19 protein-coding genes are annotated in these 19,751 nt (G+C 46.2%); 8 read left to right on the forward strand and 11 right to left on the reverse strand.

Annotated features, from left to right (window positions below; genetic code table 11):
• The first annotated feature begins 14 nt into the window (after positions 1–14).
• Positions 15–929: a LysR family transcriptional regulator gene (locus tag IE104_RS04035; RefSeq protein WP_189416217.1), complete on the forward strand. Its 915-nt coding sequence runs from the start codon at positions 15–17 to the stop codon at positions 927–929.
• Positions 930–998: 69 nt separating this feature from the next.
• On the opposite strand, the gene tpx is transcribed toward IE104_RS04035, so the two are convergent.
• Positions 999–1,496 (reverse strand): thiol peroxidase, encoded by a 498-nt coding sequence (tpx, locus tag IE104_RS04040; RefSeq protein WP_189416218.1) that lies wholly within the window; start codon positions 1,494–1,496, stop codon positions 999–1,001.
• A gap of 133 nt (positions 1,497–1,629) precedes the next feature.
• Positions 1,630–2,160: a DUF2062 domain-containing protein gene (locus tag IE104_RS04045; protein ID WP_189416219.1), complete on the reverse strand. Its 531-nt coding sequence runs from the start codon at positions 2,158–2,160 to the stop codon at positions 1,630–1,632.
• Between the two features lie 149 nt (positions 2,161–2,309).
• Here IE104_RS04045 and IE104_RS04050 point away from each other — a divergent pair, with 149 nt between their 5' ends.
• Genes IE104_RS04050 through IE104_RS04060 form a run of 3 tightly spaced genes read left to right on the forward strand, consistent with a single transcriptional unit; the run spans position 2,310 to position 3,964 of the window.
• Positions 2,310–3,134 carry a class I SAM-dependent methyltransferase gene (locus IE104_RS04050; protein WP_189416221.1) on the forward strand — a complete coding sequence of 275 codons (825 nt, stop codon included), beginning with the start codon at positions 2,310–2,312 and terminating at the stop codon, positions 3,132–3,134.
• Positions 3,134–3,763 (forward strand): 2OG-Fe(II) oxygenase, encoded by a 630-nt coding sequence (locus tag IE104_RS04055; protein WP_189416222.1) that lies wholly within the window; start codon positions 3,134–3,136, stop codon positions 3,761–3,763. Before IE104_RS04050 ends, IE104_RS04055 begins: the two co-directional genes overlap by 1 nt.
• Before the next feature lie 15 nt (positions 3,764–3,778).
• Entirely contained in the window at positions 3,779–3,964 is a 186-nt protein-coding gene (locus IE104_RS04060) for a hypothetical protein (RefSeq protein WP_189416224.1), read from the forward strand.
• Here IE104_RS04060 and IE104_RS04065 read toward each other — a convergent pair.
• The 7 genes from IE104_RS04065 to IE104_RS04095 form a co-directional block, all read right to left on the reverse strand.
• Positions 3,961–5,475, reverse strand: a complete 1,515-nt coding sequence (locus IE104_RS04065; protein ID WP_189416225.1) for a sensor histidine kinase — start codon at positions 5,473–5,475, stop codon at positions 3,961–3,963. The genes IE104_RS04060 and IE104_RS04065 overlap by 4 nt on opposite strands.
• Entirely contained in the window at positions 5,475–6,266 is a 792-nt protein-coding gene (locus IE104_RS04070; protein WP_189416227.1) for a transporter substrate-binding domain-containing protein, read from the reverse strand. The genes IE104_RS04065 and IE104_RS04070 overlap by 1 nt, the downstream gene beginning before the upstream one ends.
• 222 nt (positions 6,267–6,488) lie before the next feature.
• Positions 6,489–6,974, reverse strand: coding sequence for an FKBP-type peptidyl-prolyl cis-trans isomerase (locus tag IE104_RS04075; RefSeq protein ID WP_189416228.1), 486 nt, complete (start codon positions 6,972–6,974; stop codon positions 6,489–6,491).
• Between the two features lie 162 nt (positions 6,975–7,136).
• Complete coding sequence (locus IE104_RS04080; RefSeq protein WP_189416229.1) at positions 7,137–7,847, reverse strand: DUF3108 domain-containing protein; 711 nt, start codon at positions 7,845–7,847, stop codon at positions 7,137–7,139.
• Between the two features lie 13 nt (positions 7,848–7,860).
• A complete protein-coding gene (gene purN / locus IE104_RS04085; RefSeq protein WP_189416230.1) occupies positions 7,861–8,523 on the reverse strand; it encodes a phosphoribosylglycinamide formyltransferase in 663 nt (220 codons plus the stop codon).
• Between the two features lie 5 nt (positions 8,524–8,528).
• The gene (gene purM / locus IE104_RS04090; protein ID WP_189416232.1) at positions 8,529–9,584 is read right to left on the reverse strand and encodes a phosphoribosylformylglycinamidine cyclo-ligase; all 1,056 of its coding nucleotides are present in this window, start codon (positions 9,582–9,584) and stop codon (positions 8,529–8,531) included.
• A gap of 169 nt (positions 9,585–9,753) precedes the next feature.
• Positions 9,754–11,016 carry an MFS transporter gene (locus tag IE104_RS04095; RefSeq protein ID WP_189416233.1) on the reverse strand — a complete coding sequence of 421 codons (1,263 nt, stop codon included), beginning with the start codon at positions 11,014–11,016 and terminating at the stop codon, positions 9,754–9,756.
• Between the two features lie 186 nt (positions 11,017–11,202).
• On the opposite strand from IE104_RS04095, the gene IE104_RS04100 reads away from it, so the two are divergent.
• On the forward strand, positions 11,203–11,799 hold the full coding sequence (locus IE104_RS04100) for a DUF8605 domain-containing protein (protein WP_189416235.1): 597 nt from the start codon (positions 11,203–11,205) through the stop codon (positions 11,797–11,799).
• Between the two features lie 13 nt (positions 11,800–11,812).
• The gene (gene hda / locus IE104_RS04105; protein ID WP_189416236.1) at positions 11,813–12,520 is read left to right on the forward strand and encodes a DnaA regulatory inactivator Hda; all 708 of its coding nucleotides are present in this window, start codon (positions 11,813–11,815) and stop codon (positions 12,518–12,520) included.
• Between the two features lie 66 nt (positions 12,521–12,586).
• Here hda and fucP read toward each other — a convergent pair whose 3' ends face one another.
• Complete coding sequence (gene fucP, locus IE104_RS04110; RefSeq protein WP_189416238.1) at positions 12,587–13,930, reverse strand: L-fucose:H+ symporter permease; 1,344 nt, start codon at positions 13,928–13,930, stop codon at positions 12,587–12,589.
• Positions 13,931–14,194: 264 nt separating this feature from the next.
• Here fucP and IE104_RS04115 point away from each other — a divergent pair, with 264 nt between their 5' ends.
• Complete coding sequence (locus tag IE104_RS04115; protein ID WP_189416239.1) at positions 14,195–15,220, forward strand: LacI family DNA-binding transcriptional regulator; 1,026 nt, start codon at positions 14,195–14,197, stop codon at positions 15,218–15,220.
• Between the two features lie 65 nt (positions 15,221–15,285).
• Here IE104_RS04115 and glk read toward each other — a convergent pair whose 3' ends face one another.
• Positions 15,286–16,281, reverse strand: a complete 996-nt coding sequence (gene glk / locus IE104_RS04120) for a glucokinase (RefSeq protein ID WP_189416241.1) — start codon at positions 16,279–16,281, stop codon at positions 15,286–15,288.
• Between the two features lie 443 nt (positions 16,282–16,724).
• On the opposite strand from glk, the gene IE104_RS04125 reads away from it, so the two are divergent.
• Positions 16,725–19,181, forward strand: a complete 2,457-nt coding sequence (locus tag IE104_RS04125; protein ID WP_308429284.1) for a glycoside hydrolase family 3 protein — start codon at positions 16,725–16,727, stop codon at positions 19,179–19,181.
• Positions 19,182–19,751: the final 570 nt, after the last annotated feature.

Genomic DNA, 19,751 nt, shown 5'->3' on the forward strand with positions numbered 1-19,751 from the left:
TAAGGAGATCGATCATGCTTGAAATTCGCCATCTCAAAACCCTTATAGCCCTGCGCGAAACCGGTAGTTTGGTGGAAGCCGCCGAGCGGGTTTTTCTCACGCAATCAGCTTTGTCACACCAGCTCAAGGAGTTGGAGTCCAAGTTGGAGTGCGAGCTGTTTATTCGCAAAAGCCGGCCCCTGCGTTTTAGTGAGGCAGGTAAGCGCCTTCTGTTATTGGCAGACGACGTACTTGCGCGAGTAGACGAGGCTGAACGAGATATTAAAAAACTGATTCACGGCGAAGCAGGGCGCTTGTTTATGGCGATTGAGTGCCACAGCTGTTTCAATTGGTTGATGCCTACGATTGATATCTTTCGCAATCAGTGGCCTGCAATTGAATTGGATTTTTCTGGCGGTTTTACCTTTGAGCCTCTACCAGCTTTAGCCCAAGGCGAAATTGATTTGGTGATCACGTCTGATCCGCAAGCTATTAAAGGTGTTGAATATGTGCCGCTGTTTTCTTACGAAATGCATATAGGCATTGCCAACCAACATCCGCTGGCGGTAAAAACATTTTTGCAGCCGCAGGATTTGGCGGACCAAACTTTAATTACTTATCCGGTGGAGCGCAGCCGTTTAGATGTGTTTAAACAATTTTTAACTCCGGCAGGCGTTGAGCCGCTCGCAGTTCGTACATCCGAATTAACTTTAATGATGGTGCAGCTCGTCGCCAGTGGCCGCGGTTTGTGCGCACTGCCTAACTGGGTGTTAGCGGAGTATGCAGATAAACAATTAATCAGCGTGCGCTCAGCGGGTGAAAAAGGTATTTGGCCAACGCTTTATGCCGCCGTACGCGAGGAACATGTAAGCACGGGATATGTGCAGGATTTCTTAAACTTAGCCAAAGCGCACTGTTTGAAAAATCTGCAAGGTGTTAAGCAGGTTTGATAAAACTATAAAAACAAAAAAGCCCAGCTTGCTAATCAAGCTGGGCTTTTAAATCGTGCAACCTAATTATTAAGACAATGCTTTTAACGCAGCGTCATAATTTGGCTCGTTAGCAATTTCGCTCACCAACTCAGTGTGCAGAACTTTGCCGTCTGTACCCAATACAACTACAGCGCGTGCAGTCAGGCCAGCCAAAGGACCATCAGTTAATTTCACGCCGTAAGCAGATGCGAAATCAGAGCGGAAAGCAGAAGCAGGAATTACGTTGCTCAAGCCTTCAGCGCCGCAGAAACGTGCCAATGCGAAAGGCAAGTCTTGCGATGCACACACCACTACAGTGTTCTCCAAGCTGCTTGCCTGGGCATTAAAAGTGCGAACAGATTGTGCGCAAGTTGGAGTATCAACACTTGGGAAAATGTTCAATACAACGCGCTTGCCTGCCAGGCTTTCACCGGTTACTTCAGAGAGGTCGGTTTTAACCAAATTGAATGCAGGAGCTTTGCTGCCCACGGCAGGAAGATCGCTATTGGTATGGAATGGGTTGCCTTTAAGTGTAACTGTTGCCATGAGATGAACTCCTTTGGGGTTGTTTTTACAAAATGCATGAGCTTTTACAAATGAACATGATTGATGGAGGCGCTGGCGTCAATTACAAGGGCGTGAACAGACAAATGATAAACATGGTTCGGTTTATGGCGGATTAACCCTGCTTTGCCTGACGTTTTTGCTTGCGCTTTTGCCATGCGCGCGCCACGTGCCAACGCCAGTAGGCTTGCATAATGAAATAGCCCAGGGCGCCTGCAATTAGCCCCGTTATTACGCAGCCCAACAATACCGGCTTCCAGATAATCCCCACACTGCTCATAAACCATTCAAAGGTAATAGCGTGAGGGTCAAACGATAAATGTTCAGACTGCAGAATAAATGCGCCAATAGCGTAACTGATGACGAGTAAAAAAGGTGTGGTAAAAGGATTGCTAACCCAAGCTAAAGCCACGGCGATAGGCATGTTGCAACGGAAAACTACAGCAGCGAGCGCAGATAGAGGCATTTGGCCGGGAATAGGCAGGATTGCGATAAACAATCCCCAAAAAAAGGCAACGGATACTGAGTGGCGATTGAGGTGGAACAGGTTAGGGTCGTGCAGAAACTTTTCAAACATGCGCAGGGCGGGGTTATTTTTAATCATTTCCGGCGTAGGAAAATAGCGTTTCAGTAGATTGCGCGCCATAACAAATCACAACTCTTCAAAATGTGGCTGCATTATGCATAAGTTTGATGACAGGTTCTATCATCATGTCAGGATTGCCCAATCTGATTAGCCGATGAACCGCTTTTTGTATATAGTCGCGCCCTCTCGCACTTTACTCGTAGCTAAGTATGAATACCGACGAACTTTGGGTTATTTGCCAATCGCCTCTGTGTTTGCCTCAAGCACAGACCTTGGCGGAACAGTTGGGGCAGTCCTTAAAGCTGGATATTGATGCCGCATCAATCACCCAACCCGAGTTTGTTGTGGTTTATAACGAGCAGGGCGTATCCCTACAGCAAACCGGCCGTAAAGCGCCGGGGCCTATTCGCGCCGAGTTTGCCGAAGGCTCGGTTGATCACCGCAGGAAATTTGGCGGCGGCAAAGGTCAGATGATTGCAAAAGCGGTAGGGGTCAAAGCTGGTGTTTATCCCATGGTGTTAGACGCGACTGCAGGCTTAGGTAAAGATGCCTTCGTTTTAGCGACTTTGGGCTGCCAAGTGCAAATGCTTGAGCGCTCACCTGTAGTTCATAGTCTGCTAGCCGATGGTTTGGAACGAGCGCGCAATCACGCCGTTTATAATGACCCGGAGCTAGCGCACATTGTGGCGCGTATGGAATTACTGGCAGCCGATAGCCAGGATTACCTTGCATCCATCACCGATGAAAATCGCCCGGATGTTATTTATCTCGACCCCATGTTTCCTGATCGCCAAAAATCGGCGGACGTAAAAAAAGAAATGGCCGCCTTCCATCATGTTGTTGGTAAAGATGAAGATGCCGATTCGCTCCTGGAAAAAGCGCTGGAAAAAGCGAATTATCGCGTAGTGGTAAAGCGCCCGCGTAAAGCCCCTTTTATTGCCAACAAAACTCCCTCATATCAATTAGAAGGTAAGTCTAGCCGTTACGATATTTACACCATTAAGAAAATGCCAGAGCGCTTGGGTAATTTATAATGGAAGCACAGGAAGCCTTGTTTGATGCTATTGCAGATGCTCTGGTTGAGCGAGGTTATTGGATTGCCGATGAGGTGCTGCCTGCGAGTTTGTCCAAAGCGCTTTTAAATGATTTTGATCAATTGCAGGCGAGTGAATTTAAATCCGCAGGAATTGGCCGCCAAACCGATTTTCAATTAGAAGAAAAAATTCGTGCCGATAAAATTCATTGGCTCGCTGGCGACACTGAAGCCACTGCTGATTTTTTGCAATGGATGGACTTATTAAAGTCAGGGCTCAATCGCCGGTTGTTTATGGGCTTGTTTGATTACGAAAGCCATTTTGCGCATTATCCGGTTGGTGCGTTTTATAAAAAACATGTGGATGCATTTCGCGCTAAAGATGGACGCGCCCAATCGAATCGGGTGCTCTCTACAGTGTTTTATCTCAATGAAAATTGGTTGCCGGAAAATGGTGGCGAATTGCTAATCTACGACCAAAGCGATTCAGGTATTTTGCACAGGTTATCGCCGGTATTTGGTCGGCTGGTTATTTTCCTCAGTGAAAAGTTTCCCCACGAAGTTTTACCTGCAAACCGTGAACGAAAAAGTATTGCAGGTTGGTTTCGTGTTAATGAAAGTATTATTTAATAAGGTTGCATGCTAATGGGTGATATTCTTCCGTTTAAACGTCCGTCGCCTTTTGAAAAGCATAAAGGGAAAACGCTATGCAAAAGCGGTTTTCACAAATGGAAAATTAAAACCGATAAAAAGTTCGATGTGAAAGAAGGTAAATTAGTGACTGTGTTTGAATGTGAACGATGCGGTGCTACCAAAGTAGAAGCACGTTAATCCTTTGCGTTATTTACAGCAGGTAATGTAAACCAAAACATACCACCTCCGCCTTCGGCCTCCTGGTAACCCACCTCGCCATTCAAGCGATGAATAATGCGTTTTACAATGGATAATCCCAGTCCGTGTCCATCTGATGAGCGCGTATCAAGCCGTGAAAATTGAACAAAGAGTTCTGATTGCCGTTCTGCAGAAATACCATCGCCGTGATCGCGTACCCAACATTTAATTGTCTTGTCATCTACTGTTGTGCAGCCGATGTGTATATTTGGCGGTGTGCCGCCGTATTTAATCGCGTTGGAAATATAATTTACCCACACTTCTTCAATCCATTGCGAATAGCCCAAGGCGCTTTGCCATTCACCCACAAATGTAATTTGCGCGGAGTGCTGTAAAGCCACTTGTTCCAGCCGTTGGCACGCTTCTTCAGCTAAATCGCGGAGGTTGATTTCACTAGTATTTACTTCTTCCGCACGCCTCACGCTTGCCAGTAGTAATAAGGCATCAATAATGGCATTCATTTTTTTTGCCGTGCGATTAATGATGCCGGAAGATTCTTTTGCCTGCTCCACGGTCAAATTAACTTTGCCAGATTGCATTAGCCCGGAAACACCAACAATCGTGGTAAGCGGGGTTTTTAAGTCATGGGCCACGCTGTGGGCGTAAGCATCCAGCTCGCGATTTTGCGCTTCAAGTTCATGCGATTGCAGTTCAAGTTGACGGGTTTTTTCTACCAACTCTACCGTGCGCTCTTTAACAAGCTCTTCCAAATGCTCCTGGTGTTTAACCAATTCCAATTCAATAAGCCGGCGTTTCTCCAAGCCTTCTTTCAATGTGGCTTGCATTTGGTTAATTGAATTAACAACCATATCCAATTCATCAACCCGGCCATTTTGGTTGCGCGTTAATTCCAAAGGCATATCAAGATTGTTTAGGTCAAGCTTCTCTGCAAATTGCGACATGGTTTCCAAATGTCTGGAAATCCATTGTTTGAAAATAAACAATACACAAACGGCGCCGAGCAAAATGGTGATCAAGGTTGTGATGGCAATGCTGATGGATTTATCGAGCAGCTCCAGCATGATTTGCTGGTTGGTTAATTCTACGCTTAGTGTGCCCAGGTTGTGGGTGAAATCGCCGTCGCGATAGATCAACGGATATTCTTGCTTTGCAATAGCATTTTTAGTCATGAAATTGCTGCGCGTGATCACATGATTGGTTTCATCTTTTAATTCAACAGAACCCACATGCGGTAAATTTGCAATTCCATTCAAGAGTGCATCCACACGCGCATTGTCAACTACCCATAAACCTGAAACCAAATTTGCCAAATAGCCGGATTCAATTTGGTGAAACTGTTGTTTAGCATCGTTTACCGTTTGGTGGTACATAACATAAATTTGTACGGCGCTTACCAGCAGCGCAATTACAATGCTGTACACCGAGGTAACCAGCATAATGCGCATACTCAAATTTTCAGTGAGTTTAATTTTATTATTGGATATGGGCATTAATAATTTTCCTGTGGTGAAAACCAATATCGGGTTTCACCGAGTGGGGTTTGTGCAGGCAAGAGTGGATTATTGATACTAATTATTTTGCGTTTGCGTAAATCGGCTTTGCGAATAGTATCGCTAAAATGATAATCAAATAATTTTTTGAATGAACCGTCTTCCATGGCAGCGAGTAAGCCTTTTTCAAGATCAGCGGCTAGCTCAGTATTGTGTTTGTTCACAAAAAAATACAATGCTGTTGGGTAATGCAATACCAGGTGCGATTCCATCGCTAGATTGTGGTGCGGATGTGACTTAAGTTCTAACTCTACTTCAAGCAATGAGCGTGGAAAATATTGAATATGGTTGCGCGCCAACATATCAAAAAGCCCTTCGTAAGTTGTGCTTCCTGAAATAAGAAAATGGTTGGCTTGCAAAATTTCTGTGTCCGGCCAATCGTGCCCCTGGCCTGCGCGCAAGGCAGCTAATTGTTCAGCGGTTGTGATTTTGTCAAACAACGCCTGATCCGATTTTTTAATTAAGAATAACCGCCATCCAAATAGGCCCCGGTCAATGGGGATGCGAATGGGCATTAGGCGCTCTTCCCTTGCAGTGGTGGTGAACGTCCAAGTCACCTCAAGACCGCGATTGGCTTCAACTAGTTGTAGGCCGCGCGCTTGCTCGGCATGAAAGGAGGTTGGTTCCAGTTGATAATCTTTACCCGTTTTGGACAGGCACAGTGCAAGAAGTTGGGAGTAGTAGTTGACGCGTTCATCTGCGGCGGAATCTGCCCGGGGATAGTGAATCACGATGCTGGCATGGGCGCAGGAGTAAGTGAGGAGTGATAGCCACAGGCCGATTGCCAGCTGGGCACAACTAACGAACTTAAAGAGGGTCTTAGGCGTGTTCAAAAGATTACCAGGCACTTTAATTATTTGATTAAAGCCTAGCACTGCATGAGAGAAAGTCGAGGGGCGCTTTTAGGACTGGGAAGGGCGTCACCGATTTTGAAGCCGGTGACGCAAAACCTCTTAGTGGTGGTGATGACCGCCAGCGCCGTGTGCGTGGCCGTGTTCCAACTCTTCAGCTGAGGCTGCACGTACATCGGCAACTTCTACATCAAAAGTCAGGTCAACACCTGCCAGAGGGTGGTTGCCATCAATAGTCACGTTGTCGCCTTCAACTTTGGTTACGGTCACAACTTGCAAACCGTGTTCAGTTTCAGCGTGGAACTCCATGCCTACTTCAATTTTGTCGATGCCGCTAAACATGTTGGATGGCAATTCTTGCACCATGCTGTCATCGCGAACGCCGTAAGCTTCAGCTGCTGGAATACTTACTTTGAATTTGTCGCCAACGGTTTTACCAACCAACGCTTTTTCCAAGCCGGGAATAATGTTGCCTGCGCCGTGCAAATACGCCAAAGGCTCTTGGCCTTCTGAAGTGTCGATCACTTTGCCTTCACCGTCAGTCAAGGTGTAGTGAATGCTGGCAACTGAGTTTTCTGCAATGTTCATATGTGTTTTCCAATCGTTAAATAAATAGGTAAAAAAATCATCCCAGCGTCATGAGCGACGGTAGTACAAGGCAAAAATGATTTCAAAAGACGGAGTCTACTAAAGTAGATGAGTATTTTTTAAATCATTTTTAACGCCGTAATACCGAGCGTAATAGCTGGGTTAAAAGTGTTCTATTGCTTTGCCGTTCAGCGAGGCTTTACTGATATAGATGGTGTAAGCAGAACCATTTTCTTCTTGCTGTAAACGGACTAACAAGTACTGAAAATCTTTGGCAAACCAGGCGTAAGTTTCGCGTTCATCGCTGGTTTGTACACGTTTGATTTTTACGGTGTTCACTTTTCCAAGCGGTGTATCCAAAACTTCGTCACCAACAATTTCAAATTTGTATTCTTTGTTCTTCTTGGCGTTGGTAATTAAATAGCTGAGATTTTTTTTCTTCGCCATTAAATCCTGGCGCAGTTGTAACTGGTAACTCAAGCTGTCCTGAATTTTTTTACTGGCATCAAGTGCCATGCGGGCGTCATTCTTGGTGTTGATAACTTCGTTTTTCGCCCAATCAAAATTTAAAATTTGTTCTTTGTTTTTGCCAACACCCGTACGCTTGTAATGATATTGCAAGGGTGTTGCAAAATCTTCAGCAGAATTCCATTTAAATTGGCTGGTTTCAGTTACGCGGCCCAGCGTTGAATTCGCATCAAACGAAAACTCGAAAATACCATCAGCTTGTGCATTGAGTTTGCTGGTGACATCAATGGTAAAACCATACAGCTTGGCAGAATATTTATTCTCAAAAGGTGTTAGTTCGCCTGCGTGTGCAAGGTTTGTAATCTGTAGTAAAACAATTCCAACCAACCAGCCTAATCGAGCCATAATCAAAAGTCCGTCAAGGTTCATCCGAACTTATTAGAAAGCCGGAAGGGGGTAAAGGTTCACCTTTTAACACACTTTTTCCGTCAATCATGCGTAAATCATCTTCCGCAAACCATTTTACGGCTAAAGGGTAAATCACATGTTCCTGACGTTGGACTCGTTTAGCAAGTGAGCTGGCATCATCTCCTGCAAAAATTGGCACGCAAGCTTGCACAACTGCCGGGCCTCCATCCAATTCTGCTGTTACGAAATGGACAGTCACTCCATGGTGGCTTTCGCAGGCATCAATAGCGCGTTGATGAGTATGCAGCCCCTGGAATTTCGGCAGAAGGGAAGGGTGAATATTTAACATCCTTCCCAAATAATGCTGGGTAAATTCCGATGTGAGTATGCGCATAAAACCGGCGAGCACGACTAAATCCGGCTGATAGCTATCAATTTTTTCCATGAGCGCGCGATCAAAAGTTTCGCGGTCTGCAAACGCTTTGTGATCGAGAACGTCTGCCGGAATATTCGCTTTAGAGGCGCGCTCCAAACCTAAAACGCCGGGGCGGTTACTAATGACCGCCGCTAATTCAACCGGTAGTTCGCCAGTTTGCACACCATCAATTAATGCTTGCAGATTACTGCCGCTGCCGGAGATAAGTACAACAACGCGTTTCTTTTGGGATTGCATCTAGATTAAAGGCCCTGCAAATCCACTTGCGGTTCATCGCCAACGGTTTTAGCGATATGACCAACCACAAATGCGGTTTCGCCAGCGGCTTTCAAAATCGCCAGGGCCTTGTCTTTTTCGCTCGCAGGAACGGCAATCACCATACCCACGCCACAGTTAAAGGTGCGGTACATTTCGCGAATATTGACGTTGCCGCCTTTTTGTAAAAATTGGAATACGGGTGGGAAAGTCCAGCTCTTGGTGTCGATAACCGCTTTGCAGTCATCAGGCAATACGCGCGGAATATTCTCGGTCAAACCGCCGCCAGTGATGTGCGCCATGGCGTTCACTTGGCTTTCTTTGATGAGCTTAAGTACAGATTTAACGTAGATGCGAGTTGGTTCCATCAATGCATCGCCCAATGGACGGCCACCGCAGTCTTGCGTCAAATCAGCTTTGGAAACTTCGATAATCTTGCGGATCAATGAATAACCGTTCGAGTGCGGGCCGCTTGAAGTCAAGGCAATCAAGGTATCACCAGCTTGCACTTTACTGCCGTCGATGATTTCAGATTTCTCAACTACGCCAGTACAAAAACCAGCCAAATCGTAGTCTTCACCCTCATACATACCGGGCATTTCAGCGGTTTCACCACCTACCAAGGCACAGCCAGCCAACTCACAGCCGTCGCCAATGCCAGAAACTACAGCAGCAGCTACATCTACATTAAGTTTGCCGGTAGCGTAGTAATCAAGGAAAAACAAAGGCTCAGCGCCAGTTACTACCAGGTCATTTACACACATTGCCACCAGGTCTATACCAATGGTGTCGTGCTTTTGCAGTTGCATAGCCAAGCGCAGTTTGGTGCCCACGCCGTCAGTGCCAGAAACCAGAATAGGCTGCTTGTAACCTGCGGGAATCTCCACCAAAGACGCAAAACCACCCAATCCACCCATTACCTCAGGGCGCTTGGTACGCTTGGCCACGCTTTTAATACGTTCAACCAGCGCATCGCCAGCCTCGATATCAACGCCAGCGTCTTTGTAGCTTAAGGATGGGGTAGGGTTTTGATGTTCGCTCATATAGGGGCTCTCAGGCTGATGCAGTCGGAGTAAAACTAAAGGGGTGGCTAAAAAAGGCCGCCATTCTAACAGCTTGTGCGGGTTTTGGCTGCCTAAAAAGCAGGCCTCAGGTATGCAGGGGTGTGCGAGGTAGGGCGGGTTAGTCGAAGCGATCTAACCCGCTCGCAAATTATTTCTCGTAAAAATCCAAATCCCGACCAAAAGTTTCTTTCGCAAAATAGAGCGCTATCAATGTAATCAACATCACACCGCCGCCCACGTAGTAAAAGCTTTTGATCACATCGCCATTGTTCGCGCCCAAAACTAATGAATAGCACCAGGCGATAGGGACGAGGGAGCCGCGAACGAAGTTGGGTACGCTGGTCGCGGCGGTTGCGCGCAGGTTGGTTCCAAACTGTTCGGAGGCGTTGGTGACAAATACAGCCCAGAAACCGACAGATACGCCTAATAAAAAGATGGCTACATAAAAGATTGTGTTGGTGACGGCTTCCAGATTCAGGTAGGTAAGCATCATAAAAATGCAAATACCGTAAAAAATCAGCAATGCCTTTTTACGGCTGCGCAGGATTTGGCTTAAACCACCGCAAGCGAAATCGCCCAATACCAGCCCACCGTAGGCGGCCATGATGCAATAGGCTTGCTGGATTGTTCCCTGCACATGCAGGATTTTGGCAATCTCTGGTGCTCTGGCTACGAGCAGTCCCACCACAAACCACAGCGGCAGGCCGATCAATACGCAAATCAGCAAACGCGCGAAACGTTCGCCTTTGGTAAACATCATAAAAAAGTTGCCTTGGGGGATGTTCGCGTCGTGGGCTTTGTTGAACATGCTACTTTCAAACAAGCCTATGCGCAGGAACAACAGGGCGATGCCCAAAAGCCCGCCAATGATGTAACAGGTCTGCCAGCTCACAAATTGCGAAATTGTGCCCGCCACTACCGCACCGAAAACGCCAACCGAGGCAACAATCATGGTGCCAATGCCGCGTTTGTTCTTGTCCATCAGCTCGCTCACGAGCGTAATTCCAGCGCCCAGTTCGCCCGCCAAACCAACGCCTGCAATAAAACGCAAAATTTCGTAGCTGGTCATGGAGGTAACAAAAGCATTCAGGAGGTTGGCGACCGAGTAGAGAATGATGCTGCCAAAGAGCACCGCCAGCCTGCCTTTTTTATCGCCAATCACACCCCACAGCACGCCGCCAATCAACATTCCCAGCATTTGCAAATCGAGCAGACGCTGGAATTTTTCGAGGAGGATTGGTTGATCTGCCCAATGGGGATAAAGCTCAACCAGGCTTTTTTTGCCGACGATTAAAAACAGCAGCAGATCATAGATGTCCACAAAGTAGCCAAGCGCGGCCACGAGGATGGTAGTAGTAATGACTTTTTGCTGAGCATTTGGTGTAGCTTGTAGGGTTTCTGTGGTGGTCATGGTTTTATCTTTATTAGGTGACAATTTATATGTGCGGGCATTGTACAAAAATCTCGCGGGTTTACATCTAGTTTCCGCATTACAGGGTGGGATAAGGGATTTCACAGGATCTTTTACCCAAAAAATCACCCCAAGCCTGATACAATGCGGCAAATAACCGGTGCACCAAGATGGCAGGAGTTTGCAGTGGCCCGAATTTTGTTACTAGTCATGAGTATGTTTGCCCTGAGCCTTGGTGCCGGAGGCGCTTGGGCGCAGTTGACGGTTGATGCCTACCGCGTGGAAGCAACCGTAGCCAATCAATCTGAGGCAGAGCGCGTTGCCGCCACTAAAGCTAATTTGGGTGAAGTGATTACTCGCGTGCTGGGCGATTCCGCGGCTTTGCAACATCCTCTGGTGCGTCAAGCAATTAACGATGCCCCCAACTACCTCGCCAAATTTAGTTATTCCTCCGACAAAACTATTGTCCTTAATTATTCCCCACAAGCGATTCAAACACTGTTACAGCAAGCACAATTGATTGCCGCTAGTGCGAGTACTGCGCAAGGTTTGACGCTCTATATTGTCGATGTAAAAGATTTCTCTGCCTTTAAACAAGTGCAAGCTTATTTAAAAACCGTGGGTGTTATTCGTAACGCCAATTTGGTTAGTGTTGAAAAAGATGTTATGCAGTTTTCCATATTGTTAGATGGCGACGAACAACTTTTAAAAACTACATTAGCCGCTGGTAATAAACTGCAAGTAGTGAGCGATAAGCCCTTGAGCTTTCGCTGGCAGAATTAACAGGTTTTAACGCATGAATCCGCAACAACTTTCTCTTGGCGTTAGTCTTAATGACGATGCCACTTTTGAAAACTTTTACGCCCCGCCGGCTACGCCTAATGCACAAATTTTATCTGCGCTGCGCCAGCAAATTGAAACCGCCAATGAGCCCTTTATTTTTTTGTGGGGTGCCGCCGGTTGTGGATTAACGCATTTACTGCAAGGTGCTTGTCACCACGCGCAAAATTTTTCCAAGACTTTCCAGTATTTCCCGCTGCGTGATTTAGCAGGCTACGCGCCGGATGAATTATTTGTTGGCTTGGAAGAATTGGATTTGGTTGTGTTGGATGCGCTGGACGAAGTCATCAATCGCCCAGAATGGGAGCTCGCTTTATTCAATCTGTTTAACCGCCTGCGCGATGCGGGAAAATTATTGGTTGTGGCTGCTGTTCAAGGGCCGCAAGAATTGCCCATAAGTTTGCCGGATTTAAAATCGCGCTTGCAGTGGGGCGCAACTTTTCATGTACAAACTCTCGACGACGATCAAAAACAAGCAGCTTTGCAATTTCGAGCTAAAGCACGCGGCTTGGAATTAAGTGATGAAGTGGCGGCATATATTATTCAGCGGTTGCCGCGCGATATGAATGAACTGTTTTGGCAGTTGAATCGTTTGGATCATGCATCGCTTGCAGAACAGCGTAAGTTGACGATTCCGTTTGTGAAGAAAATTTTAGGTTTGTAAAAACCAGAAATAAAAAGCCCGATCTCTGTTATGGAGATCGGGCTTTTTTATGAGCGGCTTATTTAATTAAGCCGCTGGAACTGCTTCGCGAACTTCTTCTTCACTTTTGGTGAGGTTTGCGTACTTGGCACCAAAGTAGAAGATGAACAAATAGCAAGCTGCAGGCAACAAGAAAGAAACTTGCAAGCCAATGGTGTCTGCCAATCCGCCTTGTGCGTAGGGAACAATCGCACCGCCTACAATACCCATACACAATAGGCCAGAGCCTTGGCTGGTGTATTTACCAATGTCATGCAATGCCATGGTGAAAATAGTGGGGAACATGATTGAGTTAAACAAACCAACCGCAATCAACGACCACATAGCCGCAGGGCCAGATGCAAAGGTAGCAATCATGATCAAGGTAATTGTTGAGCCTGCACAAACACTCAATACGATGCCTGGGCGAATGTAGCGCATTACAAAGAATCCAATAAAGCGACCAACCATTGCGCCACCCCAGTACAAATACAAATAATCTTCCGCCGCTTTTGCTGCGGGTAAACCTGCAACGCGCTCAAGGCCAAGGAAGTTAACCAAATAAGTACCAATAGAAACTTCTGCACCCACGTACAAGAAAATACCTAACACGCCTAATGCTAAACGTGGATAAGCTTTTACTGCTTCCAGGTTGGAAAGAATGGCTTGTTTGATACCTTTGTCGTTTTCGTCGTGAGCATCAACAATAGTTGGCAGTTTTGCGAAAGCAAAAATCACAGCGAGGAGTAACAACACACCGGCCAACATCAAATAAGGCATTTGTACAGAAGATGCTTCAGTCAAGTGGTAAGCATGTAACTCTTCCGGAGAAAGTTTTGCTAATTCCTCTGCGCCTAAAAAGGTTGCGCCGCCCAGAATGACACCCGCTAATAACTTGGGTGCTACAGTGGTGCCCAATGAATTGAATGCTTGGGTCAAGGTCAAACGGCTTGATGCAGTTTTGGGTGAGCCGAGAACAGCAACGTAAGGGTTAGCTGCAACTTGTAAAACGGTTATGCCCGCAGCCAAAATAAAGAATGCAAACAAGAAGAAGTTATAGCTTGAAGTTGCCGCGGGGTAAAACAGCAAGCAACCTATAGCGGCAATCACCAAACCTGTTACGGCGCCTTTCTTGTAACCAAAGCTACGTACATACATACCAGCAGGTAAAGACACTAAAAAGTAAGCACCAAAGAACCACAACTGCACAAGTGCGGCTTGCATGTAGGTAAGGGTGAAAACAGATTTTAAGTGTGGGATAAGAACATCGTTGAGTGAGGTAATTGCGCCCCACATAAAAAACAGAATAGTTACAATGATGAGTGGAATTGTATTATTTCCTTCATTGTTTGAACTATGGCTTTGAGCCGAACCTTGCGGAATGCTTGCCATTTTTATTACCTCATTGTTATGTCATGGAGTTTGTCGTCGCCTCTAGTACTTGCTGCAGCAATCTATGAGCCGTCTTGCAAGAGCGCGGTACTATAATTCAAGGGCTCTAGGCTGTCACATGGTTTATAGTGGTTGGAAAGGTAAAAAAAATTAAAGCAAAAGGGCAAAATATTTTATAAGCTAGTGGTCATTTTTACCTTTAGTCTTTCGCGGTTGTAAGCAAGGTATTCGTTTCCCCAATTTAATAATAACAGGTGGTGTGTTGTGGCCAAGGCGACAATCGATGACGTAGCAGCGCTGGCAGGCGTGTCTATGAAAACAGTCTCACGGGTAATGAATAACGAACCCAATGTGCGGCCAGCAACGCGTGAAAAAGTTGAAGCTGCAGTAGCTCAATTGGATTATCGCCCCAATATGTCGGCGCGCAGTTTGGCTGGCAACCGCTCTTATCTTTTGGGATTGTTATACGGAATTCCGTCTGCGCATTACGTGTTGGATATTCAGGAGGGTGTGCTCGACATCTGCCGTCCCCAAGGTTACGAATTACTTGTTCACCCCTGTAATCATCAAGACCCTAATATCACCCAGGAAATCGTCGACCTGATGCGCGACAAGCGCATCGACGGTGTCATGCTGACTCCACCGATTTCCGACAACATGACATTAATGCATGCGCTCAAACGCATGTCTGTACCTTTTGTGCGTGTTGCTCCCACAGAGAGCAAAGGCTTATCACCCTACGTTGAAACCAACGATCAGGAAGCCTCTTACGATATGACCTGCAAACTGATTGCTTTGGGGCACACACGCATTGGATTTATTTGCGGACACCCGGATCACCGTGCCGTGACTTTGCGTTTTGATGGCTACAAAGCTGCACTGATTGAAAATGATATTCCGCTCTCCAATGATTTGGTTGCGAACGGTTTGAACTCTTTTGAATCGGGTGAGGCCTGTGCACGCAAATTGTTGGAAAAAAAATCTCGTCCCACGGCTATTTTTGCGGCCAACGATGACATGGCGGCGGGTGTGATGATGGTTGCGCATCAATTAGGCATTAAAATTCCGGAAGAATTATCGGTAGCCGGTTTTGACGATACCCCGGTTGCTCATCAAATTTGGCCAGCCTTAACAACGGTTCGCCAACCAATTCAGGCGATGGCGAAAAAAGCTACGGAATTATTGATAAAACAATTGCGCGGCAAAGACGTGCAGTTACCTGCGAGTATGCTGACATCAACAATTATTGTGCGGGAATCAACGGGTGTTGCACCGAAGAAGCATTCTTGATTAATTATTCTGCATAAAAAAGCCGCGGTAGTAATGCCGCGGCTTTTTTATTTTCTAACAAATGTTTAAACCAACACTGGTTTCAATGCTGGAGTATTGTGAATCAACCAGGCAGCAGAACCAACTAAAGCCGCTTTATCGTTCACGATTACTTTGATTGAAATATCACTTACGTAACCGCGCATCGGACCTTTGTTTTTGTAGCGCTCTTCAAAGTTTGTTTCAGGCAAAATGCTCATCAGCTTTGGCGTAATACCGCCACCAATTACCACGCCGCCGCGTGCACCGGTAGAAACAGCTTTATCACCAGCAACTGCACCCAATGTATTGCAGAAGGTAATTACTGCTTCACGGCAAATTGCATCTTCATTAGCCAAACCTTTGGTGCTTACATCAGCAGGAGAATAGTTTTGTGCTTCTACGCCAGCGATGCTCGCCAAAGCGCGGTACAAATGTACCAAACCAATACCAGACAAAATATTTTCTACCGATACGTGTGATTGCTCTTTCAGTAGATAAGATTTGATCGCTAATTCTTTTTCTGTGGTGGGCGCAAAGCTCGCATGGCCACCTTCGGTAGGAATAATTTTCCAGCTGCCGTTTTCAGGCACCAATAACGCCATACCAAAACCTGTACCTGGGCCCATTACACAAATCGGGGCTTCCGGGTCTGAATCGGCAGAGTAGAGGGTTTTGGTTTCTTCTGCAGATAAGAAAGGTACAGCGTAAGCCAGTGCGGCAAAGTCGTTAATGACGTGCAGGGTTTTCATGCCCAACTGATCGCGCAGTTCATTGATATTGAACTTCCAATCAAGGTTGGTCATTTGCGCGAAACCATGCTCAATCGGGCCAGCAATCGCTAAGCACGCAAATTCGGGCATATCAATTTTGAACTCGGCGCAGCAGGCTTTAATCATGCTGCCCATGTCAGGGTAGTTGGCGCATCGCAGCGTAATTTGCTGTGCGCTCGTATAGTTAGGTTTGCTGGTGTTAGGAGCCTGTTCGACCAAGCCAAAGCGAGCGTTGGTGCCGCCGATATCTGCAACCAATAAAAAGCCCATGCGTTAGTCCTCTAAGTGTATGGAGTTGGAGTTTTTCTAATGTGGTGAAAGTAAAAGGTTGGAGTATTGAAGTGGAGACTCTAAGCCAGCTTTCGGGTGTTGATTATGACTTATTTCTGAGTACATGGAAGTCTATGTGTCATTGACAGCGCTGTCAATAAACAGTAGCCTACACATATTCGGTTAAGATGCGGTTTTTACTCAACTTTTTGTTGATAATTTCCATCAGAAAGCCATTTTTTAAGAGTAAAATTGCGTCAGTGCTGGAGGCGGTTGCAGCGTCCTAGCGTGTGTTGTTGGAAATCTAATAAAAGATGTAATAAGCATCTCGATAAGCATGTCTTAATCCTGATTATTTTGTAAAACCTGCACCTTCATAGTTCCATGAAGCGGTGCTTTATTTGTATTTTAAATTTATCAGTAACTTGGAGGTTTAGAAGGTGATGTGGCCTACGCTCACGCACGCGGTAAAAAAAGATCCTGCCATCGAACAAAGAATCGATGAGCTTTTGGCTCGCATGAGCGTGGAAGAAAAGGTAGGGCAGTTGATTCAACCTGAAATTCGTCACCTGACAGCCCAGGATGTTAAGGATTACCACATTGGGTCAGTGCTCAATGGTGGTGGTTCTGTTCCTAATGGCAACCGCTACTCAAAAGCAGCTGATTGGCTGGCTATTGCAGATGCTTATTACCAAGCATCTATGGATGAAAGCGATGGCAAAGTAGCCATTCCTATTATGTGGGGTACTGATGCCGTTCACGGTGTGGGCAATATTGTGGGCGCGACTTTGTTCCCTCACAACATCGCTCTGGGCGCAGCTAACAATCCCGAATTAATTCGCCGCATTGGCCAGATCACTGCGACTGAAATCGCGGTGACGGGGTTGGATTGGGATTTCTCTCCAACTGTCGCAGTGGCACGTGACGACCGTTGGGGGCGCACTTATGAATCTTATTCCGAGCATCCTGAACTCGTGCGTTCCTATGCGGGCAAGATGGTTGAGGGCTTGCAAGGCGTTGCTAATACTGATGATTTCCTCGCTAAAACGCGTGTAATTTCTACCGCAAAACATTTCCTTGCCGATGGCGGCACCCTAAACGGGATTGATCGCGGCAACACCATGGTTGATGAAGAAGCCCTGCGCGATATTCACGCTGCGGGTTATTTCAGTGCGATTGAGGCGGGCGTGCAAACTGTTATGGCCTCGTTCAATAGTTGGCAGGGCGAACACATGCACGGCCACAAATATTTATTGACCGATGTGCTCAAAGATAAATTGGGCTTTGATGGTTTGGTTGTTGGCGATTGGAATGGACACGGTTTTATTGCTGGCTGTACAGCGCTTGATTGCCCCAAAGCGATCAATGCCGGCCTTGATGTTTTTATGATTGCTGATCCTGAGTGGAAAACGCTTTATAAAAACACGCTTGATCAAGTAAAGAGTGGCGTTATTTCAATGGAGCGTACGGACGACGCCGTTCGCCGTGTGCTCCGTGTAAAATTGCGCGCTGATTTGTGGAACAAAGGTTTGCCTTCCACTCGTCCATTGTCGGGCAAAGATGAATTGCTCGGCGCCGCCGCTCACCGTGAAGTCGCTCGCCAAGCAGTACGGGAATCCATTGTGTTATTGAAAAACAAAAATAATATTTTACCTCTATCGCCAAGCGCCAATATTTTAGTTGCCGGCGACGGTGCAGATAATATCAGCAAGCAAACCGGTGGTTGGTCAGTCAACTGGCAGGGCACTGGTAACACCATGGCAGATTTCCCCGGTGCGACCACTATCTGGATGGGTATTGAAGCTGCAGTTAAGGCCGCTGGCGGTAAAGCGACCCTCAGCCCTGAGGGTACTTATAGTGAAAAACCTGATGTTGCTATTGTGGTGTTTGGTGAAGATCCCTATGCAGAAATGCAGGGTGATGTGCAAAACGTATTGTTGAAATCGGGTGATACTAAAGATCTCGAATTGCTGCGCAAACTTAAAGCCGATGGCATTCCCGTTGTTTCTTTGTTTGTGACGGGTCGTCCACTGTGGGTTAACCGCGAGTTGAATGCATCTGATGCATTCGCTGTTATTTGGCAGCCTGGTACTGAAGGCGCAGGTATTGCCGATGTGATTTTCAAATCAACCGATGGCAAGCTGCGTTACGACACCAATGGACGTTTGACCTTCTCCTGGCCCAAGCGTCCGGATCAAGCGCCTTTGAATATTGGCGATGAAAATTACGATCCGCTTTTCCCGTACGGTTTTGGTTTGAGCTACAACGACAAAGATACTTTGAGTAGCGAGTTGTCTGAAGAAGGCATCCAGCATCAGGCAACTACTGATGTGTTGGAATTGTTCAAGCGTCGTCCAATGAGCCCCTTCTCGATTATTCTGGAAGGAAAAAATAACGACCGCGCTGATTTGAATGGCAACATTGCAGCCGTTTCTTCGCTCACGGTAACAGCGGTTGACCGTGATGTTCAGGAAGATGCCCGTCGCGCGCAATGGAATGGTAATGGCGAAGGCTTGGTTGCAATCTCAACATTGAATCGCCAGGTATTGAGCGATTATCTGCATGCTAATTCTGCATTGATCTTTGATGTAAAAGTTGATGATGCACCTAAAGGCAATGCACGTGTGCGCATAGGTTGTGGCCCTTCATGCTATACCGAGGTTGATCTCACTGCGCAATTCAAGGCTATTAGCGGTCAGGGGTGGAAGACGATTAAGGTCGATTTAGTATTATTCCCGGATGCAGGAACTGACTTCGGCTTGAAGCGCACCCAGGAAGAGCTGTTTGAGCTAGTGCTCGAGCCTTTCTCATTAGTTGCCAATGATAAGCTCGATTTGGTTTTCTCGAATGTTCGTATTGAAAAGAATGCTGGACAGAACGGGCAAGTTCGTTACGAATAATGCTCTAATATCCAGCCATAAAAAAAGCCGCCTAGTGCGGCTTTTTTTATGGCTGCGATTTGGCTTTGGTCGGCAGGTAAAAAAGAGTGCAAGGCGATAACACCGGTTTGTAGAGAAACATGTTGCAAACAAACGTGCATTCTTTTGAGGCTTGCACGTTTCAAAAAGTACACCTATGAAAACCTCGAGTGGGGGTGTCTGCCTTTAAATGGAGCAAATGCTTAAGTCGCGGTGCATTTTTTTGTAATTAAATGGCGCACAGATTTTTAACGAAATGTTTATTTTTAGCGCGATATTTTTTAATCGGTCACCAACAGAGTGCGTTACCAAATTGTGACAAAAAATACACGTTAAAAAAATCGCTTTTGTAACTGGTTGATTTGAATGGACAAAATATATTTATTTGGCGCATTTTTTTTGTTTGGCATAGGCCTTGCTCTAGTGAAAATTACTCATGCCAATAAAATCTAACTTCAAAACTTAGATAAAAATGCGATGAAAATATTTTAATTGCGTCGCAAAAAAATTAGGCAAGTGTGATTGTTACTAACGCTAACTTTTGGAGAAAGT

It is taken from the genome of Cellvibrio zantedeschiae, from assembly GCF_014652535.1.
GTDB lineage: Bacteria > Pseudomonadota > Gammaproteobacteria > Pseudomonadales > Cellvibrionaceae > Cellvibrio > Cellvibrio zantedeschiae.